The organism is Bifidobacterium sp. UMB1197, from assembly GCF_030217745.1.
Taxonomy (GTDB): Bacteria; Actinomycetota; Actinomycetes; order Actinomycetales; family Bifidobacteriaceae; genus Bifidobacterium; species Bifidobacterium vaginale_B.
The window spans coordinates 29812-52762 of sequence record NZ_JASOOL010000009.1; the positions used below are offsets into that span (position 1 = coordinate 29812).

The following is a 22951-nucleotide window of genomic DNA, read 5'->3' on the forward strand; positions in this document are numbered from 1 at the left end:
TTAACTTATTCTAGATTAGTTTAGACTATTTTAGATTATTTGTGGAGCAAATATAGATGCAAGAATTGGCAAAGCAATCATTAACGCAGACACAACAAGAAGAACAAATCCACGCCATCCAAAAGAATACTTTTTAAAGGAGGATTTTCTAGTGCGCAAATAGAACCCACGCTCTTCTGCAGCCAGAGCACAACTATCTGCTTTACGAACAGACAAAACCAAAAGAGGCACAATCAAAGGCATCATAAGCTTAATCTTTTTAAAAGGATTTTTAGTATCAAACTCCACTCCCCTTGCCATTTGCGCTTGCGTAATTTGAGACATTTCGTACGCAAAAATAGGAACAAATCGCACAGCAGTAGTGATTGTAAAAGCATAGCAATACGGAATATGGAAGTATTGAACAACTGCATTGGCTAAATCGTTTAGTTTTGTAATGCTAAGAACGCTTACAAGAGGCAATGCAAAGCAAAACAGCCTTAAAGATGCTCGCAATGCAACAGAAATTCCCTTTGTGCTAAACCATAAGAACATGTAATTTCCGCCTTGGGCAATAACTGTTTGCAAAAAGAACATTACAACGCCAAGAATAAGCATTGCGCGCACAAGAGGAAACAGCGTTTTAAGAATTCCAGCCATAGCCATGCCAGCAAGAATAAGAGCTGCAATAACAACAAGAACAGTAAATTGTTGAGCTATAAAAGCAGAAACAACAACACTTATAGCCAGTATGAGTTTTGCAATAGGATTTGCTTTGTGAAGTAAAGTTGAACCTTCGTTATAAGTTAAGATTTTAGTTTGCATAATTCACACCTTGCTTTACAAATTGCAACTCTTTTTAAGAGCATTAACCAGCATATCCCTTTTATATAAGCCCCTGCATGCACTAAAACCGTGTTCCACTAATCCTTTAGATACAGCGCATAAAAGCGGAGCGCATAATGCAGCTTCTTTGCAAATGGCGTTGTTTTCAAAAACGCAACTTATGCTGCCGTCTTCTAGAATTTTGCCATCGTTTACTACGATTAAACGCGTTGCAAAGTCAAGAACCACTTCCATATCGTGGCAGACCATTATCACACAGCAACCGTGGTCTCTAAGGTCTTCTACAACTTGCATAATGCGTAAACATTCCATGTAGTCTAAGCCACACGTAGGCTCGTCTAAAACAAGAATTTTAGGATTTGTTACAACAGTTGCAGCCAAAGCCACCATTTGACGCTGACCTCTAGAAAGCATAAATGGGCTTGCACTAGGATTTAGATTTAGCTTTTTAATCACCTGCATTGCATGATCATTAGCATCTTTAACAGATTCACCTAGAAGAATGCAACTAAACGCAACTTCTTCTAAAACAGTGTCTTTGCAAAGCTGACGGTCTGGATTCTGGAAAAGCGTAGAAACATAATGCGCAATCTGGCTAATCTTCATATTGCTAGTGTCTTTGCCGTCAATAAAAATGCTGCCGCTGCTGGCCTTAAGCAAACCATTGATTAGCTTAGTAACAGTTGTTTTTCCAGCACCATTTCTTCCAACAAGCGTTACAAGCTCCCCAGCATAAGCTTCAAAAGATACATCTTTTAAAGCATTAACGCCACTAGGGTAGGAAAAACTGACGTTTTTGAGCGAAAGGCACGGAGAAGAGTTTTGTTCTAAGGTTTGAGATTCATTGGAAAAGTCGCAAGCAGCCGAGCATTCAGCATCTGCACATTCGCCATCCGCACAATCAATATTTGAATCTTTACTATTAAAATTGCTGCTATTAATCGTATTAACAATAGTATTTACTGTATCTTCTACAGACACAGGCAAATCACTTTTAGCGCAAATATTCTTGCTCTGTAAATCATTAACCAAATGCGTAGTGCGTGGATAATTTATTCCAATAGAATAAAGCAAATCCATACTTTTCAACGCTTGGCTAACAGGCAAATCAAGCGACAAAGTGCCATTAGAAAGCACAACTAAACGCTTGCAATACTCGCTTAAAAGCGCCACTTTTTGCTCAATTACAACAACCGTTATTCCAAAGTTCTTGTTTAAATCTTTTAGAATCGAAAAAATCATTCTAGAAGAAACAGGGTCTAAAGCGCACGTAGGCTCATCTAACACCATAACTTTAGGCTTTAGCGCAAGAATAGCAGCAATCGCAACCTTCTGCTTTTGGCCGCCAGAAAGAGTGTCTAAATCGCGGTTACGCAGATCGCTAATGCCAACAATTTGCAAAGCTTCATCTATTCGACTTGGTATTTCGCTATGTGCAACGCCAAAGTTTTCTAGCCCAAAAAGAATCTCATCTTCTACGTTTGCAGCCACCATCTGTGCATCAATATCTTGAATAACAGATCCAATTAAACAAGCTATATTAGTTAAAGCAAGATTATTAGTGTCTTGACCAGCAATTTTAACGCTTCCAGAAAGTTCGCCAGAATAATGATGCGGAATAGCTCCAGAAAAAAGCGAAGCAAGCGTTGTTTTACCAGACCCAGAAGGGCCAATAATACCAACAAATTCGCCAGATTCTATGCTAAGACTTACATCTTTTAAAGCAAAAGCGGAATTTTGCGCCTTTGAAGAATTGAAAGAATCATCCTTATTACGATTCGCATACTTAAAAGATACTTCTTTTAATTCCAGCAAAGGCACAATAATTCCTAACTCTTAAAACCAATAAATTGATTACTAATTATTGATTAGTATCTAACGATTATATAATTTACCAAATATTCCTAACACATATTGCATAACACATATTGCGTAACACAAATTGCGTAACACATATTGCGTAACACATATTGCGTAACACATATTGCGTAACACAAACTATGCTACTTGTGCAAAACGAGTCGGATTGGAGTGTAAAGAACTTCAACAACAACAGCATTAAACACAGCAGTTCCCAAAATGATTGGAAGCATAACAAGAACAGTGTTTGGAGAATGAAGAATAAAGAAGGATGCGATTGTTGCAAAAATCATTCCAGAAATAACAGTTGTAACAAACGTAGAAATAAATGGGAAAACGCTGAACTTTCTAGCAGCATCCTTAGGGAAAGCTTTTAGATATCCCATAAGAACTAACGTCATAATAATTGCTGCTGGAATATCGCAAGCGTATTCAAGACCAGGAATCGAAGTGTTAAATTGAATCAATGTAGCAGCCAAAGCACCAATAATCGCACCTTGAATAACATTTGGTCGAACAAGCAGAATAGACAAGCAGAACGATGCAATAACAAACTCTGGCTGAATATTTCCAATTGAAAGAGACTTTGCAACCGTAAAGTCAAGAATGCATCCTGCTGCAAAAAGAACAGCCACCAGCACCAAAGACGTAATATCTAAAGCGTGCTTTTTAACATTTACGCCTTTAAGCAAAGTCGCTGCCTGATTAATCTCTGACTCTACAGATGCTTCATTTGCGTTAGCTACATCTTGCTGTGCATTCTGATTAAATTCCTGATTCATGATTTTCTCCTTTACGTAAATTTTTACGTTATCTATTTTCAACAATTTTGTTTTATAAATTGTTATTGGTTTTAGATTGTTTAGATTGTTTAGATTGTTTTAGATTTGGATTAAATCCAAATGGATTTTGGCTTAGGGATATAAAAAAGACCCCTAGGTTTACCCTAGAGGTCTTTTATAAGCCTAAACAAGCAGCTTCTAAAACTTTAGAGTAAACTACGCCAAAGAGAAGTCTGCCACCACCACATACGAGCAGCATCAAAAGAAGAACGAGCTTGAACATTCATGTTACGCATGATAGCCGCCTCCTTAAATACTTTAGCTGCAAAAGCTAAATGCCTATGTGGTCAATCACAAACCTAATACCGTAAAATTTACGATATGCGTTTGCGTTGTGTTCGATGCTAACACTATAAAAGTACAAATGCAAACAAAAAGATAAAATTAGCAAAAAATCACACAAAACACGTAAAAATATCCACGCTTAAATCGGCACAATTCCAGGCAAAACGCCGTAAACGAATAAAACAAGCAGAACAAGCTTCTTGCGCTTTTGCAAAAGATTAGAAAAAACAACCCCAATCCCTAGCAACGTGTATACTTTCACAAGTTGCGGGCTCGTAGCTCAGTGGATAGAGCGTCTGCCTCCGGAGCAGAAGGCCGTGGGTTCAAATCCCATCGAGCCCACGTTTTGCGTTAATTAATCTCCACCAAGAAACGCAAACGTACCGTAGTAAACAGCTGCGATTAATGCAATTGCAGGAATAATTAAGCATCCAGCCATAAACACATAATCGCGCTTATTTACATAGCTTATACGTGCATGAGATCTTGGATTTTTCCCTCCAAAACCGCGAGCTTGCATTGCTGTTGCCAAAGTACTAGACCTACGAATCGAAAGAACAAGCAGCGCAAAAGCTTGAGGCATAAATGCGCGAATCTTACTATCGTCTCCAAGACCGCGAGATCTTCTAGAAGCGGTAAGAGCCGCCCAATCATCTTGCAAAACGCTAAAAAGCCTCATTCCTGCTAATCCGCCATAAACAAACTTATCTGGCAAGTGCATAACTTGACTAAAAGCATCTGCTAAATCGGTAGCATCAATGCCAATAACCGTAACGATTGCAGGAACACCAATCGCCAAAATACGAATAAACGTTGCAATTGCAAGAGTTGTGGAGTGTTCGCTTACTTGAATAATTCCCCAATTAAAGAAGATTTCGCCGCCAGGCTTACCGTACAACCACACAGCCAGAGCAGACCCAGGCGCACCAACCCAAACAGGCCAAGATTGCTTAATAACGCGCCAAGGATTCATTCCAACAATCCATAAAATTACAAACTCTAGAACAAGTGCAATAGACGAAGAAAGCCAATCTAGAGTAAATATAAGCGGAACAGAAAGCAAAAAAGCTCCAAGCATGCGGTAAACAGGGTTTAACGAAGCCAAAAATGGCGAGCAGCTTGCCGCCCTCTCTTGCTCATCGCGCTTATTTACCGCGCTAACCTTTATTCGCGATATATTGGTTGCACAAGTTGTAGAAGACAGAGCTTCGGAAGAATCGCAAACTGCGGCTGCTGGCGATTCTTGTAAATCATCTAAATCGTCTAAATCGCCAGAATCACTATTCTTAGCATCGTTAACTGGCAAAAGTTCAACCAAACGCGCGCCAAGAGCGTCTACTAGCTCTTTATCGTGAGTAACAACAATAACGCTAACGCCGTCTGCTCTAAGACTTGCAATCAGCTTTATAATTTGCATCCAAGTTTTTCGATCTTGGCCAAAAGTTGGCTCATCTAAAATCAAAACTCTTGGAGCTGCTGCCAAAGACGCTGCAACCGTGAGCCTTCGCTTTTCTCCGCCAGAAAGAGTGTACGGATTTGCGTTGGCGTATCTAAGCAATCGGAATCGTTCTAGAAGCTCTTGAGCCTTAGAACGAGCGTCTTCCTCGCTCATGCCTGTTCTAATAGGTCCTAACATAACCTCTTCTAAAACAGTTCCGCACGCAAATTGATGTTCTGGATTTTGAAAAACATACGAAATTCTTTTAGCAAGTTCAGTTGACTTCCATTTTATAGGATCACTTGAGTCTAAATCTTTACAAAGATCCTCGCTTGCTACAACTTCGCCTTCTAGCGATGGAATTAATCCTGCCAGAGTTAGCGATAAAGTAGATTTTCCAGCACCGTTTGCACCAACCAAAGCCGTTATTTGGCCAGAATTAAACTCAAGATTAATGTTTTTGGCTATTGGAGTATCCGTATGACTAATCGCAAGGTTTTTTGTAGATAAAACTACTTTTCCATCTCCTACAGAAGGGTCGCAATCAGGCTCTCCGTTAACGTGAATCCTAGTTATATTGCGATTTTTTGGATCCTTGTACTTGTCTGGAAGCCATATTCCAAGATCTTCAAAGTCAAGATCCTTGCGATTAAACACCTGGTCTGGAGTGCCATCAGCTACGATTACTGTTTTAGCGCTCTCGCCTCTTGCAATATCGTCATCGTGAACAAAAGTTTCACCTTTATTGCTGCCGCCATTTTTGCCAACATTTTCGTTATTATCAAGCCCAAGAACAATTACTCGGTCTATTAAATCAATCCAAGGCTGAGCATGATGTTCTACAAGAACCATTGTTGCATGAGTATTATCAAGCACCTTTTTAACGGCTGCAACGATTTGCTCAACGCCGTCTGGATCAAGATTTGCTGTAGGCTCGTCTAAAAGAAGAACACTAGGTTTCATTGCCAGCGCGCCAGCAAGAGCCAATCGCTGCATTTGACCACCGCTTAAATGCGCTGTAGAGCGATGAAGTTGCAAACCATCTAAGCCAACCTCTTTAAGACTTTCGTCAACAATATTCCAGATTTCTTTACGTGGAACATTCATATTTTCTGGCCCAAATGCAACGTTATCGCCTAAACGTTGAAAAATCGCTTGCGCTTCTGGGTCTTGCAAAACTAAGCCAACGCGTCCGCGAGCCTTATGAACTGGTACATCGTCTACAAATACTGCACCTTCACTCACTCCGCCATCTTCGTCTTCTACTAAAACATTCTGCTTTAAAGAAGACTGGCTTGAAGAAGATTGATTGTTTTTAACGTTTGAATCGGATTTAAGAATAATATCGCTGCCTATTAATCCAGCAGCGCCTTCGAGAATAGTAGACTTGCCTATGCCCGATGCTCCTAGTAGCAAAACTCTTTGCCCTGCTTCAATAGTTAGGTTCAAACCACGAACAGCAAACGCCTTGCGAGAGGCATGACGATAACCCCAATTCTCAAAACGCAACTGAGCAGCACTAAAAGCCGATGGAAGGAAAGTTTCAGCTTTATGCTGTTTGGTTTCGTTCAAAACCTGCGTTTTAAATGCATCGGGCATAGCAAATCCTTTATGGCAATGATTTTTAGGCAGGGGAAAAACTGATCTCCGTGCGCCAGCATTATCTGGATTCACGTTCAAGCGGTTTCTCTCAGCTTTACGAATTACGCAAAGCACCCGTGTCGACTGAAAATTTTACGGCACTGTGTAGACTCGCGCACAAAATCAACGTGTTCGCGCGCTTTGTGCGCAAGCCAAAATTTATAACACTACTTCACTACTTAGCTAAGCGACTAAGCAGCAAAGCTTCCGTTACAATATTCGATTCCAAGCCAGAAAGAGAAATCGACTCGTTTGGGCTATGAGCATTAGACTTTGGATCTTCTGGACCCGTAACCAAAACCTGTGCTTTAGGGAAGATTCGTTGCAATTCTGGAATAAATGGAATCGAACCACCCTCACCCTTGTTAATAGGGTCTACACCAAAAGCGTCCTTCATAGAAGCGAGCGCATCTTTAGTTGCAATTGCATTTGGATCCATAGCCCAACCCATGCCATTGTCTAGAGGCTCTACAGTTACTTGTGCGCCAAACGGAGCGTTTGCAACCAAAAAGTCACACAACGCTTTTTGTGCAGCCTCAGGGCGCTGGCAAGGCGCAGTTCTAAGCGAAAGTCGCAAGCGCGTTTCGTGAGCAATAACGTTAAAGCTTTCCTCTACTGGATGCGCGTCCATTCCAATAACAGTCAAACTTGGCTTAGTCCACATTCGTGCAGCAAGCGAGCCAGTTCCTGCAAGCTTATAAGAATCCACTACCGAAGAATCGGCTCTAACTTGCGATTCGTCTAAATCGCGTTGCAAGCCGCCAACAGGCTCTTGCGATTCAATTCCAGGCACATCCAAATCGCCGTCTTTGTTGTAAAGAGAAGCAATCAGCATTGAAGCTAGCGTGTAGGCGTCTAAAATAGGTCCACCAAACTGACCAGAGTGAACTTGATGACCAAGAACCTTAACCTTAACGTCTACAGTAGTGTTTCCGCGCAAACTAGTTGTAAGGCTTGGAATTTCGGCAGACCAATTGCCAGAATCCGCAACAATAATCACATCGGATTCAAACTCAGCTTTGTGAGATTCAATAAACGGAATAAAGCTTGGAGAGCCCATCTCCTCTTCGCCTTCAATAAACACCTTAATGTTTACGCCTAAATCTTCGCTTAAAGCACGCAAAGCGCCGTAGTGAATGGCAATTCCGCCACCATCGTCCGCGCTACCGCGACCGTATAATCGCCCATCTATCTCGGTTCCTTTAAAAGGATCTGTGTTCCACTCGCTTGCATCTGGAACAGGCTGAACATCGTGATGAGCGTAAAGCAAAACTGTTGGAGCATTTGGGTTTACAATTCTAGATCCAACAACCTCAAATGCGCCTGGAGTACCGTCTGGATTTTGCGACTGTTCAACTCGAGCATCAACACCAACTTCGCGCAATACTCCAGCCACGTATTGCGCCGAAGCGCGCATATGATCTCCAGTAATGCCTTTAGCAGAAACAGCTCCAAGCTCTATCTTTTTACTAAGAACAGATATAACATCGTTCCACGCAGCGCTAACACGATTCTTAACGTCTTCCACATTAAGATTAGCCATACAAATCTCCTTAAAACAAATAACCAAAACAACTGCTCAAGCAATTAACTACTATCTAACCACTATCACACTATTAACAACATTAACAACCAGACATTAACAGCCAGCAAAATCTATGGAACGCGTCTAGTCTGTTGGGTAATCTGCAAACATGACATGGAATCCATTCGTAAAAAAAGATGCTGATAATAATGCGCAAAATGGCAATCAATCAGCAGTCAATGAAAATAGCGAGAATAAAGCAGAAAACAATGCAAAATCTCGCACAAAAAATGCGCCAACTCCTAAAAGGAACGAGGCTGCAGCGCAAAATCTTAGGCCGCTTGTGCCAAAAGACCGCAAAGCTAGCGCAAAGGCTGCACGCGCCAGAATTCGCCAGCGCGAAAATGAACAGTATGACGCTATGAAAAATGGCGATTTAGCGCATATGCCAAAGTCGGAGCAACTTCCATGGAGAGTGTATATTCGCGATTACGTAGACGCACGCTTTAATGTTGGAGAATTTTTTGTTCCGTTTGCAATCGTAATTATGATTTGCATCTTCTTTACACAAAACTTCTTGTCTACTAAGTATATTGTTCTTTATTTTGCGCTTGCGATTATTCTTTACGCGTATCTTTTTGCTGCGATTATTGACGTTTTAATAATGTGGCGCAAGCTTAGAAAAGAACTTGTTAAGAAGTACGGCCAGGTGGCTGTTGCTAAAAGCTCTAGGTCGGCAATGTATGCCTGCAGTCGCGCAATACAAATGCGTAGGTGGAGGTTACCAAAGCCAAGCACACCAAAACGCGGAAACTGGCCAAAGTAAAGCGCTAGTATACCAACAAAGATATGATTTATAGCAATGTGTGTTTGTAGCATGCTGCTTAAGTAATAGCAGCACAAACGTGGTACAAGCCTTGCAATAAGCACAAAACAAAATTAACGCGAATATCGTATAGGGGATAAACGCAAAATGGCAAACGAAAAGTCAAAGAATACTAAGAAATCGGGCATGATTTCACAGATTATGCGCATTTACAAGTACACGCATACAGACGATAAGCAGCTTCCACTTTGGCTTGGATTGGCTTTTGCAGCCCCTGTAGTTCTGTGCGTTATAGCTGGCGTTATTTTGCGCTGGTCCATTTTTACATGGATTATGATGGTTGTAACAGCGCTTATGCTGGGGCTTTTGCTTTTTACGGTTGTTTTAACAAAGCGCGCAGATAAAGTTGGATACGCAAAACTAGAAGGCAAGCCTGGAGCTGCCGCTGGAATTCTAAGCGCAATCAATAAGGGCGGTTTTACATTCCCACAGCAGCCAGTTTGGGTTGATCCTCGCACAAAAGATGCTATTTGGCGCGGAACTGGCTTTAACGGAATCTTTCTTGTTGGAGAAGGCAATTACGAAAGACTAAGCCAAGCTATGAATCGCCAGGAGCATGCGATTAAAAGCGTTACAGCTGGGTCTAGTATACCTGTGTACCGTATTTGCGTTGGAAACGGACAAAATCAAATTAAGCTTAGAGATTTAAGAACCACAGTTTTAAAGTCTAAAACTTTAATTCCTACAAATCATAAGTTTGCTCCTCTTGCAGCAATTCACCCAAACCGCAGATTCTTCCTTACTAAAACGGAGCTTGCGATTCTAAACGACCGCTTGCGCACTTTGCAAGGAAAGCTTGGATTTGGAATTCCAAAGGGAATTGACCCTACGCACACGCCACGCGTGAGCCGCAGAGCTTTAAGAGGAAAATAAATCCTATTATTCTCGCGTTATGTGCGCTTCTACCCAATCAACAATGTACGGAGCGCACTCTTCTACTTGATCCATTGCAATCTCAAACTCTTTAGGGCCTCCATACCAAGGATCCGCCAAATCTAAAGCAGCTTCGCGCCCAGCTTGTGGCTTTGGTAACTGTGGATCAAAAGACCTGTACATGTGTACAAGACCACGCTTTTGCGGCGGAATAATCCTAATTAAAGATTGCATATGCGAAGCCGTCATTGGAAGAAAAAGATTCGTCTCTTCTATTTCGTCTCGCTCAATCCTATGCGCAAAATGGCTTAATGGCAAAGAATATCCCCTACTTTTAAGCTCCCTCTGCGCACGCGGATCAATAGGATTTCCGTATTCTTCATCGCTTACTCCGCATGATTTTACAGCAACAACATCGCTTAATCCCCTAAGCTTAAACTCGTTGCGCAAAACAATTTCTGCCATTGGAGACCTGCAAATATTTCCCGTACAAACCGTCATAACAACATACGGATGCTTAGCGTCTACGTGAATTTTGTTTAAAGATTCCATACATATCCTTAATCTGGCTTATTTCTTAGATTTAACTGGCTTATACACCATAAACTTATATTTTGCATTAAATTGATTTGCGCCAACTTTTATAGGCGATTCCTGCCAATCGTCATCGCGCGCTATAGTCCACAATCCATCATCTACAAGTTTTTGAACGTTTGGAGCAAACGTATCTGCTTCTACTCTAGTATCAATCTGAGTTACGTAGGCAGCGTCAACGATTTTTGAATTAATCACTTCTTTAAAGATTGCTCCGCCGCCAATAATCCAAATTGCTCTGCCATCTTTTGGCAAATCCGAAGAATCTACAAGCTCAATAGGATTATCTTCAATCCACTTTTTTGCGTAGCAGATTGCATCTTGTATATTTGTAAAGCTTTTCGCTCCATTTGGATTAAAATCTGGATTCCTAGAAACAACAATATTTTCGCGACCAGGAAGAGGCCTAAATTTTTCTGGCATAGCATCCCAAGTTCCCCTACCCATTATTACTGGGCAAGAGATTGTCATTGCCTTAAAATAGCGCAAATCTGGGGAAAGCCTCCAAGGCATGCCGCCATTAACACCCATTGCGCCTGCTAGGCCTTGCAAATCGTATGCCTGACCCCAAATTAAACGCACAGGAATATTGCTAGTCACAGTATTGCTAGTCATAAAACTCCTACGTAAATCTACTAATCAATTACTAAATAAAGCAAACAGCCAAAAGTCACACTGCTACAGGAGCTTTAATCGTAGGATGATGCTTATAATCAACAACCTTAAAATCGCTATAGTCGTAGCTAAAAATAGAATCAGCTTTATTAATTTCTAGCTTAGGATACGGGTACGGCTCTCGCGAAAGCTGCTCAAGCACTTGCTCTACGTGATTGTCGTAAATATGGCAATCGCCGCCAGTCCACACAAACTCTCCTGGCTCAAGGCCTGCCTGCTGAGCCATCATCATTGTTAAAAGCGAGTAAGAGGCAATGTTGAATGGCACGCCAAGGAACATATCGCAAGAACGCTGATAAAGCTGGCAAGAAAGCTTGCCATCTGCAACGTAGAACTGGAAAAGCGAGTGACATGGAGGCAAAGCCATATTCTCTACTTCCGCAGGATTCCAGGCGCTAACAATCATTCTTCTAGAATCAGGATGATTTTTAATAAGATCCATAACGTTTGCAATCTGGTCGATTGTTCGATTTGGATTTTGCTCTGTTGGAGCTGGCCAACTACGCCATTGAACGCCGTAAACAGGGCCTAAATCGCCGTTTTCATCTGCCCACTCATCCCAAATATGCACACCGTTTTCTTGCAACCAACGCACATTGCTGGAGCCTTTAAGGAACCAAAGAAGCTCGTATGCAAGCCCCTTAAAGAACACGGTTTTTGTTGTTATAAGCGGAAAACTCTTGCTTAAGTCAAAGCGAATTTGCTGACCAAAAAGAGATATTGTTCCCGTGCCAGTGCGATCCGATTTTAGCGTTCCTTCCATAAAGATTTTTCTAACTAAATCTTCGTAAGGAGTAGGAATATTGGATACTGGTTTTTGCGGCACGCGCGCGCGCAAATCTGCAAGTTCTTGTTGAGTTAAAGCCATACGTTTATTCTAGCATTAGCTAAATTCAACACCACCAATGTATGTGCAAATAACTGTATATCTTTATATAATTGTTTTATCTAAACACAACAACTGCAAAGGAGCAAAAATGGCTAGAAGAATATGGGTTGAGCGATTAGAAGACGGCTCTTGGATTGCAAAAAGCGAAGACGGAGCAACTTTGGAATTTGGCAAAGGCGAAGGACAATTCTCGCCTGTTGAGCTAATGCAAATAGCGCTAGCAGGATGCACGGCTTTAAGCAGCCAATATGCGGTTGAACACGCGATTGGAGAAGGAAAAGGCGCGCGCGTAGTTGTAAATGGCACTTACGACCCCGAAGAAGGAACTTACTTAAGATTCCAAGAAGACTTAACAGTAGACGCCACAAACGCAAAACCTGCGCTAACAAGCGAAGATGCACAAGCGCTAAAAGAACGCATGGAAAAGCATATTAGCAAGGGTTGCACAGTTAAGCACACGCTTGAGCGCGGAGCTGTTGTACAAGTTAGCGTAAATATTCGGCATTAATGGGAAGATTGGCGCCAGCGCTTTTAGAGCGCGGAAAAACAACCAGCAACCTAGCATCAAGAAAACGCCACTAAAGTGGCAAAAAATAACGATTTGTGGCACAATGCTAAACACAATGCTACACTTTTAAGGTTGTTAGAGCTATTTATGTAATCGGAGGAAACTTTGAAAATCGCTATTTTTACGGAAACGTATCCACCATACATAAACGGCGTAGCAACACAATCCTACATGCTTAAAAAAATGTACGAGGAACTTGGGCATGAGGTTCTTGTTGTTACGGTTGGCTCCGAAAAACAGCGTAAAACAAAGCTCGTAGACGGCGTTGTGTACGTTCCAGGTATTCTTTTAAAAAAGCTCTACAAATATAGGGTTGCGATTCCAATTGGAAATATGCGCAAAAAATTCCCGATTAACTTTAAGCCAGACATTATTCATATTCAAAACGAGTTTGGCATTGGAGAAATCGGCCTAGAAGTGGCCAAAAAAGAGCATATTCCAGTTGTGTACACACTACACACCGAATACGATAAATTCCTGTTTTACATTGGCTTAAAGCATTTTACCGAGTTTTCAAGGAATATATCGGCAAAATATTTTACGCGATTTTCTAAAAACGCAACAATTATTACAAGCATGTCTTCTAAGGCTCAGGCTTATATTGACCGCCAAAAAGTTGACAAAAAGGTTGTTGTTCTTAGCAATGCCGTTGAATACAAAAAATTCTTGCCTACGCCAGAACGAATTGCTTTTAGAGAAGAATTCCGTAAAAAATACGGTATTGCAGATTCTACAAAGTTGTTTGTTTTTGTTGGAAGAATTGGCGCAGAAAAGAACATTAGCGAGTTAATTGACAACTTTATGTACTGCGATTTTCCACGCGATTTGGCTCGATTGGTTGTTATTGGCGGAGGCCCTGATTTAGAGGACTTGCGCAATAAGGTGGCAAGCAAAGGTTTTGAAGATAGAATCTACCTTCTAGGGCCTATTGACCACACGCAAATTCCTAAGTATTTGCACGCAATGGACTACTACACCACCGCTTCTTTATCGGAGATGCATTCGCTTTCTATGCTGGAGGCAATGGCCTCTGGCTTATTTGCGCTTGTTAAGCACGACGCTCCTAACGAAAATCAGATTATTAGTGGCAAAAATGGCTACCAGTGGGATTCTAAAGAAGACTTTAAAAAAGTGTTTAGTCGCGTTCTTAATATGAGCCAAGAAGAGCAAGCAAAGCTAAAAGAAAATGTTCTTGAATACTCAAAGAACAATGATTTTAAAAAGCAAGCTCAAGAATTAATTAAGATTTATCAGCGCGCAATTAGCATTAATAATCAAGAAATGGCTAAAAAGCGTGCTGCTCGCGAGGCAAGACGAGCACGATTCTTGCTTAAGAAAAACTAAAAGCATATTAACAATACAAGTTTGAAAAAATCGCGTATAAAACACAATTAGTGCCTTATACGCGATTTATGTTTTAGCGCTTAGCGTTACTACTTAGCGTTACTACTCTAGTGAAGCGGATCGATTGTTTGCTCAATCTGCTTAGCTTCTTCTACACCAGCCTTTGGAACATCAACTTTATGAACGCCATTAATAGAGTCAATAGGCGCCGCGTTGCTACTAGCAATAGCCTGCTGAGCCACTTGCGCTGCGCTTAGCTCCACATACTTGCGTGGAACAACGTACACTGGCCTAGACGAATGCTGAAGCAAACCTTGGCTAATGGAGCCAAGAAGCAAACCAGTAAATCCGCCCCTGCCCCTAGAGCCAACAACAACCAAATCGTTGTTTAAGCTGGCTTGAGTCAAAGCGTTTACAGCAGATCCTGGAACCACGGAACGATGAATCTTTAGGTTTGGTAAACGCTGCAAAATTGGCTTTACACGCTCATCAAGATCTTCCATATAAGATCCCATAACTGCCGTATCTCCCTCAGCACCCTGAACGCTAGGAACAGCGGAGATAACGTCTAACTGAGCATTCCAGCTATCTGCCAAGTCGGCAGCAATCTCAAGCGCTTTTAAGCCCCACTTAGATTCATCGGAGCCAACTGCAATCTTAGAAATCTTATTATTCAAGTGAATTCTCTGGCCATCGTCGTCGGTGTATGGAACAACAACAATTGGGCAATAGGCATAAGCTGGTAGCGAAGAACTTGTTGTGCCAAGCAAACGCTCTGCTAATCCACCTTTTCCGCGGTTTCCAATAACAATAAGCTGATAGTTTCTAGAAAGCTCCACAAACACGGAAGAAGGGTCTCCCGTAACAATAAGAGTTGTTGCGTCAACACCCTGCTCTAAAGCTACGGCTTTGGCTCTAGATAAAATCTCTTGCGCGTCTTGATGAGCAACGTTATCGTCTCCAATGGCGGTATAAGTTGCATCAAAAGACACAGCCGCATAACTTGGCAAAGAATATGCGCAAACAATTTGAAGCTGCAATCCAGCGTGCTTAGCGTAGTTGGATGCCCACCAAACAGCCTTATAGCTTGCATGAGAACCATCAACGCCTACAAGAACAGCTTTTTCTTGTGTAATAACATTCTGTGTCATCTAGATCCTCCTAGTATGCGCGAATTTTGCAACCTTTGCTTAAATACTACAATAGCCGTTTAATTGTTTTGAGTCTATTGCGACACAGCAGATTTACAATATAACAATATAAGATTAAACGTCACTTTTGCGCGCAAAAATAACTAGAAAACTCTGCGAATTGAATAGGCAGATGTAAAGACGTAAGGAATAGGGCTATACTTTGTTCCGCCGTATTGCGAATTAATAACCATTCCGTTGCCTACGTAAATAGCAGCATGAGTGCCATTTGCAATAATGTCTCCAGGAGCCGCCTGATCCAGGCTTGGAACAGCTGTGCCAACAGTTGCTTGCGCACCAGAAGTTCGAGGCAAAGAAATACCCATATTTGCAAAAACATACTTTACAAAGCCCGAGCAATCCCAACCGGCAGGAGTTGTTCCGCCAGAACGATAAGGAACTTTGTCTACAAATTGAGCGGCAAAATTAAGCATTGAAGAAACAGAAGAGCCATCTGGAGGAGCAACAAAATAATTTTGCGACATTCCTCTAACGCCAGAACGGCTTGCTGCAAAATCGTAATCGCCAGCATTAGCGGCATTACGTGCATTTTCTGCGGCCACTTCTTCGGCACTCTTAGTCTGAGGAACGTTCAAAGACTCAATACCACCCCAATGCGAATTAGAATCAACACTTGTAGAAGTGGATTCAGTAAGCAAATCTCGCTTAACAGAGGTGAGTTTAGGGAAAGAACGCGTAGAAGTAACAGCAGATTCTTTGGCAGAAGCATAAGCAAACGGAACCATAGTAGCAAGAAGCGTTACACATGCAGCGCCCGCAACTATAGAAGAAAAAATCTTATTTTGCTTAATATTTTGCTTAACCATCATTAGCGATGTTAACACATTAACAATACAAAGCGGCAAAAACCGCGCAATAAATCAACAAAAGTTGATGAATCTAATCTTTATACTAGTAAAGTTTTAAAAGCCATAGTGGCGAATTTAGTAGTGAATTTAGTAGTGAATAAAATCAAAAGCAGAAACGTCTTTAGCACTAACAACTCTGGAATAAGTTCTACCATGATATTCAGCGCTAGATTCAGAGGTTTCTATAGAACCATCTTGATTAATCTTTTCTACAATTGCAACATGGCCATAATAGCGATTAACACCAGCCTGACCACGGCCAAACACCATAATGTCTCCAACGTGGCGAGGAGTACGATCAACCCAATAGCCGAGCTTACGAGCAGACCAGCCCCACATCCAGCCGTCTCCCATATTGGAACCAACAGGAAGACCTAACTGATGCCTGCGAATATAAACCCACCACGTGCATTGGCTGAATTCATAAGCGTTTCCAGAATCGCCAGAATCGTGATTTGGATTAAAGCCAGCTGGCAAAATCTTTGCATCTGAATCCATAAAAACAGCAACATTTGGATTATTTGCTGCCGACTTAGACATTTCCGACACTTTAAAATCGGAGATGGAACCCAAATCCCACTTAGACTTATGAGAAGACTTAGTAGAAAACGCGTTTAAATCGGATTCAAGACCAGCAACAGCACTACTAAAGTTTAAATACTTACTAGCGCGATCAATGCTCTCTCTAGCACTAGAACGAGATGCTGCTTGAGCAGAAGAATCGTCTACAAAACTTAAATTAGAAGAATACGACTTAGAAGCCAAAGAATCCATATTATTAGGCTTGTTTAAAGTCATAGAAGTTAAAGCAGCTCCAACTAATGCAAACAAAGAAGCCGAAACAATCATACGATTCTTACGCTCTTTAGTAGCACGAGCCATTCTGCGCTGACGGCGTGTTAAAGGAACAGCAAATTCTTGTAAATCTACATTTTCCAAACCTACAACAGCGCCATTATTTGACAAAACTGCAGCAGCGCGATTTGTGGAAGAGGCATGCGAACCACGTACAGAAGCAAAAAGCATAAAAGGCGAACCAAACCGCCCCTTTGCTTTATTAGCGCCGTGCTCAGCATGCTTCATAAAAAATCGCTCCTAAAATCCTCTAAAGCGTATTCACAAATTTACACTTACAAACTTAAAGAATACAATGTGGTACGGATACAAAACACAGTACGCAATGCAATTCTTAAAATTGATATTGAACACGCAAAGATGTATGGTTAATCATATGAAGCTAGCACCGATTATTAATCCAGACGCACGCAGAGAAGCGCCAAAGCCGTTGCGCGTAGACTTGTGCAAAGCTTTTATGGCTGGAACAATTATTTGGCTAATAGCATCATTAATCACCGTTCTACTTGCGATTTTGCATTTTATACTGTGGTTTATTGCGGTGGTGTGCCTTAGCGGATTTGTAATTGGAATTTTGCTTTTAATCTGGGAACACTTCGACCGCTGGGATTATAGAAGACTCGGAAAATAAGTCGCTTAATCTAATTTACATCCGAATTTGCAAGCGGAATAGCAAGCGGAATAGCAAAGTTAACCGTAGTTCCCTGCCCTGGCCTACTCCACAATGTTATACTGCCATGATGCGTAAGAGCCACGTGCTTTGCAATAGCAAGACCCAATCCAACACCATCTTGGCTAGAATCATTTTGGTTGCTCGACCTGTAAAAACGCTCGAAAATACGCGGCTGATCTTTTAGTGGAATTCCAATTCCAGAATCAACAACGCGAATCACAGCAAATCTATTATCGTTTGACTTTAAAGCGCAGAGCGCCACACTGCGATTTTTGGGCGAGTAAATAATAGCATTTTCAACAAGTTTTCTAACAGCAACTATTATTTGGCTAGCATCTGCTAAAACGTTAATGGAAGAATCTGCCTTAACAATTACATTAACATTTTTGCTTTGCGCAAGGCTAGAAACCTGTGATTTAATTTCCTCCAACACTTTCAAAACGTTTACAACACTAGCCTTTGAAGAGTCTATAGGACTTTGCGCGCGCATAAGAAGCAGCAAATCTTCTAGCATATGCTCCAAGTGTTTAGATGATTTTTGAGCAGACGCAGCAACATCTTTAATACGGCTTGCACTAACATCTTTAGTTTGCAAAACATTAGTAAGACTGGAAATCATGCGTGTTGATTTAATAAGTTGATTAGAAACATTACTTATAAAATCGTTGCGAGTTTGCTCAAAGCGATGCGCTGCACTGGAGTCGTTTATAATAACAACAACCTTGCCTGCTCCAACGCTTCCAACCGTAACGTTAAGCCAGTTAGGTCTAGAAATTGTAGAAGGATTAGACGCGGGTACTGTAGAGCCAATTGCAGTAGGGTCAATTGTACCAGAATTGATTGCAGTAGAATCGATAGAACTAGAGCCAACTTCGGCAGAGTCGGAGTCAATTGTTACATATTGTTTTGGCGTATAAGTCACCAAGTCAAAGCTTTCAGACCCTCCAGACGAGCGAACTTTATTTACGGCTTGTAAAACGCGCGGCGAAACAATCGAATCATCTAAAACAACGCCGAGAGTATAACTTTGCGAACTTGCGCGCAAAACGTCGTTATTTTTATCAACAACAATGGTTGCGCCTGGAAGCATAGCCAAAACCGCGCAAGCGTCGGAGCTAATATCTTCGGAACCATCGTCTAAATCAAAATCGGAATCGGAATCAGAATCTAAATCGCCAAAAGCTTTTTTTATCTTCTTAAAATTGCCTCTAAAAATTCGCTTAAAAATGCGCCTAAAATAACGCCTAATAGCTTTAAAAACGCGACTTAAATCGGATGTAAAAAACGGAACAAAAACATTGCGAAATGTTTGCAAAATAAAGTCAAATGCAAACATAACAACAACGATTGCAACGCAAAGTGCAATCAAAGCAAAAACAACAAACACCATTAAAGGCGAAGATGGCGAATCTTGAAGCATACTCTTAAAGAATACTCTAACGCGCTCACATTTAAGCGATTAATCTGTTTAAGCACGTGCGCACAGTAGTCTATAATTTATTACGGCAAGAATTTATTATGGCAAGTTTAAAAACGCGAATATGCTTCAAAATGCAAATCGCAAGAAAGGACACACCATGCGAGTGATTTTCAACGAAGAGATGAAGGCTGTTGCATCAAACATTGAACGCATGGCAGAGCTTGTTGCAAAAGCTATGAACAATGCTGGAAACGCGCTTGTAAACGCAGATATAGAATCCGCGCAAACAGTTATAGATAACGACGCAAAGTTAGACGCTCTAGAAGCAAACGTTATAGATCAATGTTTAATACTGCTTGCTCGCCAAAACCCAGTTGCAACAGATTTGCGAGAAGTAGTTGCAACTATGAGACTTGCTGCCACTTTTGAACGCATGGGAGATTTAGCTAGCCACGTTGCACAAATCGCAAGAAGAGATTGGCCAGAGTCGGCAATTCCTAGCCAGGCAAAAGAAACTGTTGAAAAAATGGTTGACTTTTTGCATGTTCTTGCAGGTCAACTAACAGACATGCTTTCGAATAGAGACGTTAATGTAGCAGATGCTATTATTCACGGCGACGACGTAATGGATAAGTTGCACGAAGATATTTTTGCTCTTGTAGAAGGCGAAGATTGGAACGGCACCAGAAAACAGCTGATTGACTTGGTGCTTTTAAGCCGATTTATGGAACGCATAGGCGATCATTCAGTTGCAGCCGCAAGACAAGTGGTATTTATTGTCTCGGGATTTGACCCAACTAAGAAGCCAGAACCAGATAAAGATACGGTTGTTGCATAAAACAAAATAAACAAAATAAACAAAAGTAGGTCTGCAAAATTAATTGCAGGCCTACTTTTTTAATCAAAACTAACTTAAACTAACAAAACTAACTTAAGCTAATCAAACTTACTTCTGGCCTTGAGCTGCAACGGCAGCAGCACCAGCAGCAGCAGCTTCTGGATCCAAATACTCGCCGCGAGGCTTAATTGGCTTAAAGTTCTCGTCCAACTCGTAAAGAAGAGGAATAGCCGTTGGAATGTTTACCTTAGAAATCTCTTCTTCGCTCAAACCGTCGAGCATCTTAACAATTGCGCGCAAGCTGTTGCCGTGAGCTGCAATCATTACAGTCTTGCCAGACTTAAGCTCTGGAATAATATCGGACTCCCAGTAAGGAGTTACGCGAGTCACAACGTTTGCCAAAGCCTCAGTTTCTGGAACTGGATCGCCTGCGTAACGTGGGTCATTTGTTTGAGAATACTCGTCGTTTGGATCAATCTCTGGAGGTGGGGTTGCATAAGAACGACGCCAGATCATAAACTTTTCATCGCCATATTCCTGACGAATCTCAGACTTGTTCTTACCTTGCAAAGCACCGTAATGACGCTCATTTAAACGCCAGCTGCGACGAACTGGAATCCAAAGGCGGTCGGCGGCATCAAGCGCGTAATTCGCGGTATTGATAGCGCGACGAAGCAAAGAAGTGAACACGATGTCTGGAAGAACATTCTTCTCTTTAAGAAGCTCGCCACCATGCTTAGCTTCCTCAACACCCTGCTCAGTGAGAGGTACATCAACCCAACCAGTGAACTGATTGGTCTTATTCCATGCGCTCTGACCATGTCGGAGCAATACTAATTTGTATGTCATAATTACCTAGTCTATTAGTTTCGTACGACTACATGAATTAAATTTGACTTTACGTCAATTAGCGAAGAGGCTTTACGAGTGGGAATGTAATCGTCTCGCGAATGGTTGCGCCCGTAAGGGCGATTAGCAAGCGGTCAATACCCATTCCCATGCCGCCAGCAGGAGGCATACCAACACCGAGAGCCTCAATGAAGTCCTCGTCAATATCCATTGCCTCAACGTCTCCAGCCAAAGCGTCCTTAGCTTGAGCAACAAAGCGCTCACGCTGCACAACTGGGTCGTTAAGCTCGGAGTAGCCGGTTGCAAGCTCAAAGCCGCGCACGTACAAATCCCACTTTTCAACCATTCCTGGCTTTGTGCGGTGACCCTTAACAAGCGGGCTGGTTTCCACTGGGAAGTCGCGCACAAACGTTGGCTCATAAAGCTTATCTTCGTAGAAGTGCTCCCACAAGTGCTCAACCAACTTGCCGTGATTTTCCACTTCGTCGCGCTCAACGCCAAGCTTGTCTGCGATTGCGCCCAAATGCTCAACAGAAGTCTCTGGCGTAATTTCCTCACCCAAAGCCTCGCTAAGCGATCCGTACATGGTAATCTGCTTCCATTCGCCACCAAAATCGTACTCTTCACCGTTAAGCAAAGTCACCTTAGTGGAGCCAAAAGCGTCTACAGCAGCCTTTTGAATCAGCTCTTTAGTAAGATCGCCAATTGTATCGTAAGTACCGTAAGCCTGGTACGCCTCGAGCATTGTAAACTCTGGAGCGTGAGTTGCGTCCACGCCTTCGTTACGGAAATCTCGGTTAATTTCAAACACGCGGTCAATGCCACCAACCAAGCAGCGCTTAAGGAAAAGCTCTGGAGCAATTCGCAAATAAAGATCAATGTCAAAAGCGTTCATATGAGTTGTAAACGGACGAGCAGCAGCACCGCCGTGAACCGTTTGCAACATTGGAGTTTCGACTTCCAAGAAGTCGTGGCTGTCGAAAGTGCGGCGAAGAGAAGCCACAGCATGCGAACGCCTACGAACCATATCGCGAATCTTCTCGTCTGCAATCATGCCAATATAAGGCTTGCGCGTACGAGTATCGTCGCTTAATTCCTTGTGCAAAGCTGGAAGTGGCTGCAAAGCCTTAGCTGCAATTGCCCACTCAGTTGCGAATACGGAAAGCTCGCCAGTCTTAGAAGAAATCACGCGACCGCGCACGTACAAATGGTCGCCCAAATCTACCATCTGCTTAAAGCTCTTAATGGATTCTTCGCCGATTTCCTTCTTGGAAACCATTGCCTGAATCGTGGTGCCATCTCCTGCCGCAAGCTTAACGAAGCACAAGCCGCCAGCATTACGCAAGAAGAGAACGCGGCCAGCAATGCCAACCTCTGTATCGGTTTCTTCGCCAGCTTGAAGCTTGCCGTCAAAATCGGCACGCACTTTTTCGATAGTATCTGTAACGTTAAGATGCACTGGGTATGGCTGCACGCCTTCCTTAAGCATCATCGCACGCTTTGCAACGCGCATTTGCACCTGCTCTGGGTGAGCAAGAGGACCAAACTCTTTATTGCTTGGATCAATTGCTTCATCCAGGCTTGCGCCTTCGTTTACACGCTTTGCAATAGCCTCATCTTGAGCAAGCAGCATCTGTGCATGCTCAACGGTGTCAATTTCATTGGCGTTATCTGTTGCGTCATTTTCTGCTGCAGCGTTTTGCGCGGCGAGCATTGTAGTATTCGTGTCACTCATAGACGCTAATTGTAGCCACTAGGGAATACAGCATGGAACGCAGTATGGAACGCAGTTAAGCGAGCAGTTACTAATGCCAAGCTAAGCGAACGCAATAAAATATTTGTATGCGCCAACCTGTAACATTACGGACGTTGTTAGAACTTGTACGCAGGTACTTTGAGTGGGTACTTTGCGTGGGCACTTTGAGCAAGTACTTTGTGCAAGTCTAACATCGGGCTGTAGCGCAGTTTGGTAGCGCGCTTCGTTCGGGACGAAGAGGCCGCGGGTTCAAATC

At 42.2% G+C, this 22951-nt stretch carries 21 protein-coding genes and 1 tRNA gene; 7 read left to right on the top strand and 15 right to left on the bottom strand.

Translation table 11 applies throughout. The features are described from left to right. Positions 1-30 precede the first annotated feature (30 nt). The 4 genes from QP420_RS05685 to QP420_RS05700 all read right to left on the bottom strand — a co-directional run bounded on the left by QP420_RS05685 (position 31) and on the right by QP420_RS05700 (position 4074). Positions 31-804 carry an energy-coupling factor transporter transmembrane component T family protein gene (locus QP420_RS05685; protein ID WP_415695333.1) on the bottom strand — a complete coding sequence of 258 codons (774 nt, stop codon included), beginning with the start codon at positions 802-804 and terminating at the stop codon, positions 31-33. A 15-nt stretch (positions 805-819) separates the two neighbouring features. Continuing rightward, a complete protein-coding gene (locus tag QP420_RS05690; RefSeq protein ID WP_481616811.1) occupies positions 820-2646 on the bottom strand; it encodes an ABC transporter ATP-binding protein in 1827 nt (608 codons plus the stop codon). Between the two features lie 182 nt (positions 2647-2828). Then, complete coding sequence (locus QP420_RS05695) at positions 2829-3467, bottom strand: hypothetical protein (protein ID WP_415689150.1); 639 nt, start codon at positions 3465-3467, stop codon at positions 2829-2831. 484 nt (positions 3468-3951) lie between these two features. After that, positions 3952-4074 carry a hypothetical protein gene (locus QP420_RS05700; RefSeq protein WP_481616812.1) on the bottom strand — a complete coding sequence of 41 codons (123 nt, stop codon included), beginning with the start codon at positions 4072-4074 and terminating at the stop codon, positions 3952-3954. 7 nt (positions 4075-4081) lie between these two features. Between QP420_RS05700 and QP420_RS05705 the strand changes: the two genes are divergently transcribed. Beyond that, positions 4082-4154, top strand: a tRNA-Arg gene (locus QP420_RS05705). A gap of 13 nt (positions 4155-4167) precedes the next feature. Here the strand turns inward: QP420_RS05705 and QP420_RS05710 are convergent. Beyond that, positions 4168-6849, bottom strand: a complete 2682-nt coding sequence (locus QP420_RS05710; protein ID WP_481616813.1) for an ATP-binding cassette domain-containing protein — start codon at positions 6847-6849, stop codon at positions 4168-4170. A gap of 217 nt (positions 6850-7066) precedes the next feature. After that, on the bottom strand, positions 7067-8434 hold the full coding sequence (locus QP420_RS05715; protein ID WP_481616814.1) for a M20/M25/M40 family metallo-hydrolase: 1368 nt from the start codon (positions 8432-8434) through the stop codon (positions 7067-7069). A gap of 151 nt (positions 8435-8585) precedes the next feature. On the opposite strand from QP420_RS05715, the gene QP420_RS05720 reads away from it, so the two are divergent. Both QP420_RS05720 and QP420_RS05725 read left to right on the top strand, forming a co-directional pair. Next, positions 8586-9242: a DUF3043 domain-containing protein gene (locus QP420_RS05720; protein ID WP_415695328.1), complete on the top strand. Its 657-nt coding sequence runs from the start codon at positions 8586-8588 to the stop codon at positions 9240-9242. A gap of 147 nt (positions 9243-9389) precedes the next feature. Beyond that, positions 9390-10175, top strand: a complete 786-nt coding sequence (locus QP420_RS05725) for a DUF4191 domain-containing protein (RefSeq protein WP_060787343.1) — start codon at positions 9390-9392, stop codon at positions 10173-10175. A gap of 6 nt (positions 10176-10181) precedes the next feature. Here QP420_RS05725 and QP420_RS05730 read toward each other — a convergent pair whose 3' ends face one another. From QP420_RS05730 to QP420_RS05740, 3 genes are all read right to left on the bottom strand, one after another. After that, entirely contained in the window at positions 10182-10727 is a 546-nt protein-coding gene (locus tag QP420_RS05730; protein ID WP_481616815.1) for a low molecular weight protein-tyrosine-phosphatase, read from the bottom strand. Between the two features lie 18 nt (positions 10728-10745). Beyond that, positions 10746-11369 carry a dihydrofolate reductase gene (locus QP420_RS05735; RefSeq protein WP_481616818.1) on the bottom strand — a complete coding sequence of 208 codons (624 nt, stop codon included), beginning with the start codon at positions 11367-11369 and terminating at the stop codon, positions 10746-10748. 70 nt (positions 11370-11439) lie between these two features. Beyond that, positions 11440-12312: a thymidylate synthase gene (locus QP420_RS05740; protein ID WP_060787341.1), complete on the bottom strand. Its 873-nt coding sequence runs from the start codon at positions 12310-12312 to the stop codon at positions 11440-11442. Between the two features lie 109 nt (positions 12313-12421). On the opposite strand from QP420_RS05740, the gene QP420_RS05745 reads away from it, so the two are divergent. Continuing rightward, positions 12422-12841: an OsmC family protein gene (locus QP420_RS05745; protein WP_060787340.1), complete on the top strand. Its 420-nt coding sequence runs from the start codon at positions 12422-12424 to the stop codon at positions 12839-12841. Between the two features lie 165 nt (positions 12842-13006). Then, a complete protein-coding gene (locus tag QP420_RS05750) occupies positions 13007-14245 on the top strand; it encodes a glycosyltransferase (protein ID WP_481616816.1) in 1239 nt (412 codons plus the stop codon). A 107-nt stretch (positions 14246-14352) separates the two neighbouring features. On the opposite strand, the gene QP420_RS05755 is transcribed toward QP420_RS05750, so the two are convergent. From QP420_RS05755 to QP420_RS05765, 3 genes are all read right to left on the bottom strand, one after another. Then, a complete protein-coding gene (locus tag QP420_RS05755) occupies positions 14353-15396 on the bottom strand; it encodes a universal stress protein (protein WP_060787338.1) in 1044 nt (347 codons plus the stop codon). Positions 15397-15539: 143 nt separating this feature from the next. Continuing rightward, positions 15540-16262, bottom strand: coding sequence for a C40 family peptidase (locus tag QP420_RS05760; protein ID WP_415689280.1), 723 nt, complete (start codon positions 16260-16262; stop codon positions 15540-15542). 129 nt (positions 16263-16391) lie between these two features. Then, positions 16392-17387, bottom strand: coding sequence for a CHAP domain-containing protein (locus tag QP420_RS05765; RefSeq protein WP_060787336.1), 996 nt, complete (start codon positions 17385-17387; stop codon positions 16392-16394). 148 nt (positions 17388-17535) lie between these two features. On the opposite strand from QP420_RS05765, the gene QP420_RS05770 reads away from it, so the two are divergent. Next, on the top strand, positions 17536-17790 hold the full coding sequence (locus QP420_RS05770; RefSeq protein ID WP_415689137.1) for a DUF2530 domain-containing protein: 255 nt from the start codon (positions 17536-17538) through the stop codon (positions 17788-17790). 10 nt (positions 17791-17800) lie between these two features. On the opposite strand, the gene QP420_RS05775 is transcribed toward QP420_RS05770, so the two are convergent. Next, positions 17801-19252, bottom strand: coding sequence for a sensor histidine kinase (locus tag QP420_RS05775; protein ID WP_481616817.1), 1452 nt, complete (start codon positions 19250-19252; stop codon positions 17801-17803). Between the two features lie 157 nt (positions 19253-19409). Here QP420_RS05775 and phoU point away from each other — a divergent pair, with 157 nt between their 5' ends. Beyond that, complete coding sequence (gene phoU, locus QP420_RS05780) at positions 19410-20090, top strand: phosphate signaling complex protein PhoU (RefSeq protein ID WP_060787381.1); 681 nt, start codon at positions 19410-19412, stop codon at positions 20088-20090. Between the two features lie 108 nt (positions 20091-20198). Here the strand turns inward: phoU and QP420_RS05785 are convergent, their stop codons facing one another. Further along, positions 20199-20939, bottom strand: a complete 741-nt coding sequence (locus QP420_RS05785) for a phosphoglyceromutase (protein ID WP_004128801.1) — start codon at positions 20937-20939, stop codon at positions 20199-20201. 58 nt (positions 20940-20997) lie between these two features. Beyond that, entirely contained in the window at positions 20998-22674 is a 1677-nt protein-coding gene (gene lysS, locus QP420_RS05790) for a lysine--tRNA ligase (protein ID WP_415695322.1), read from the bottom strand. Between the last annotated feature and the right edge of the window lie 277 nt (positions 22675-22951).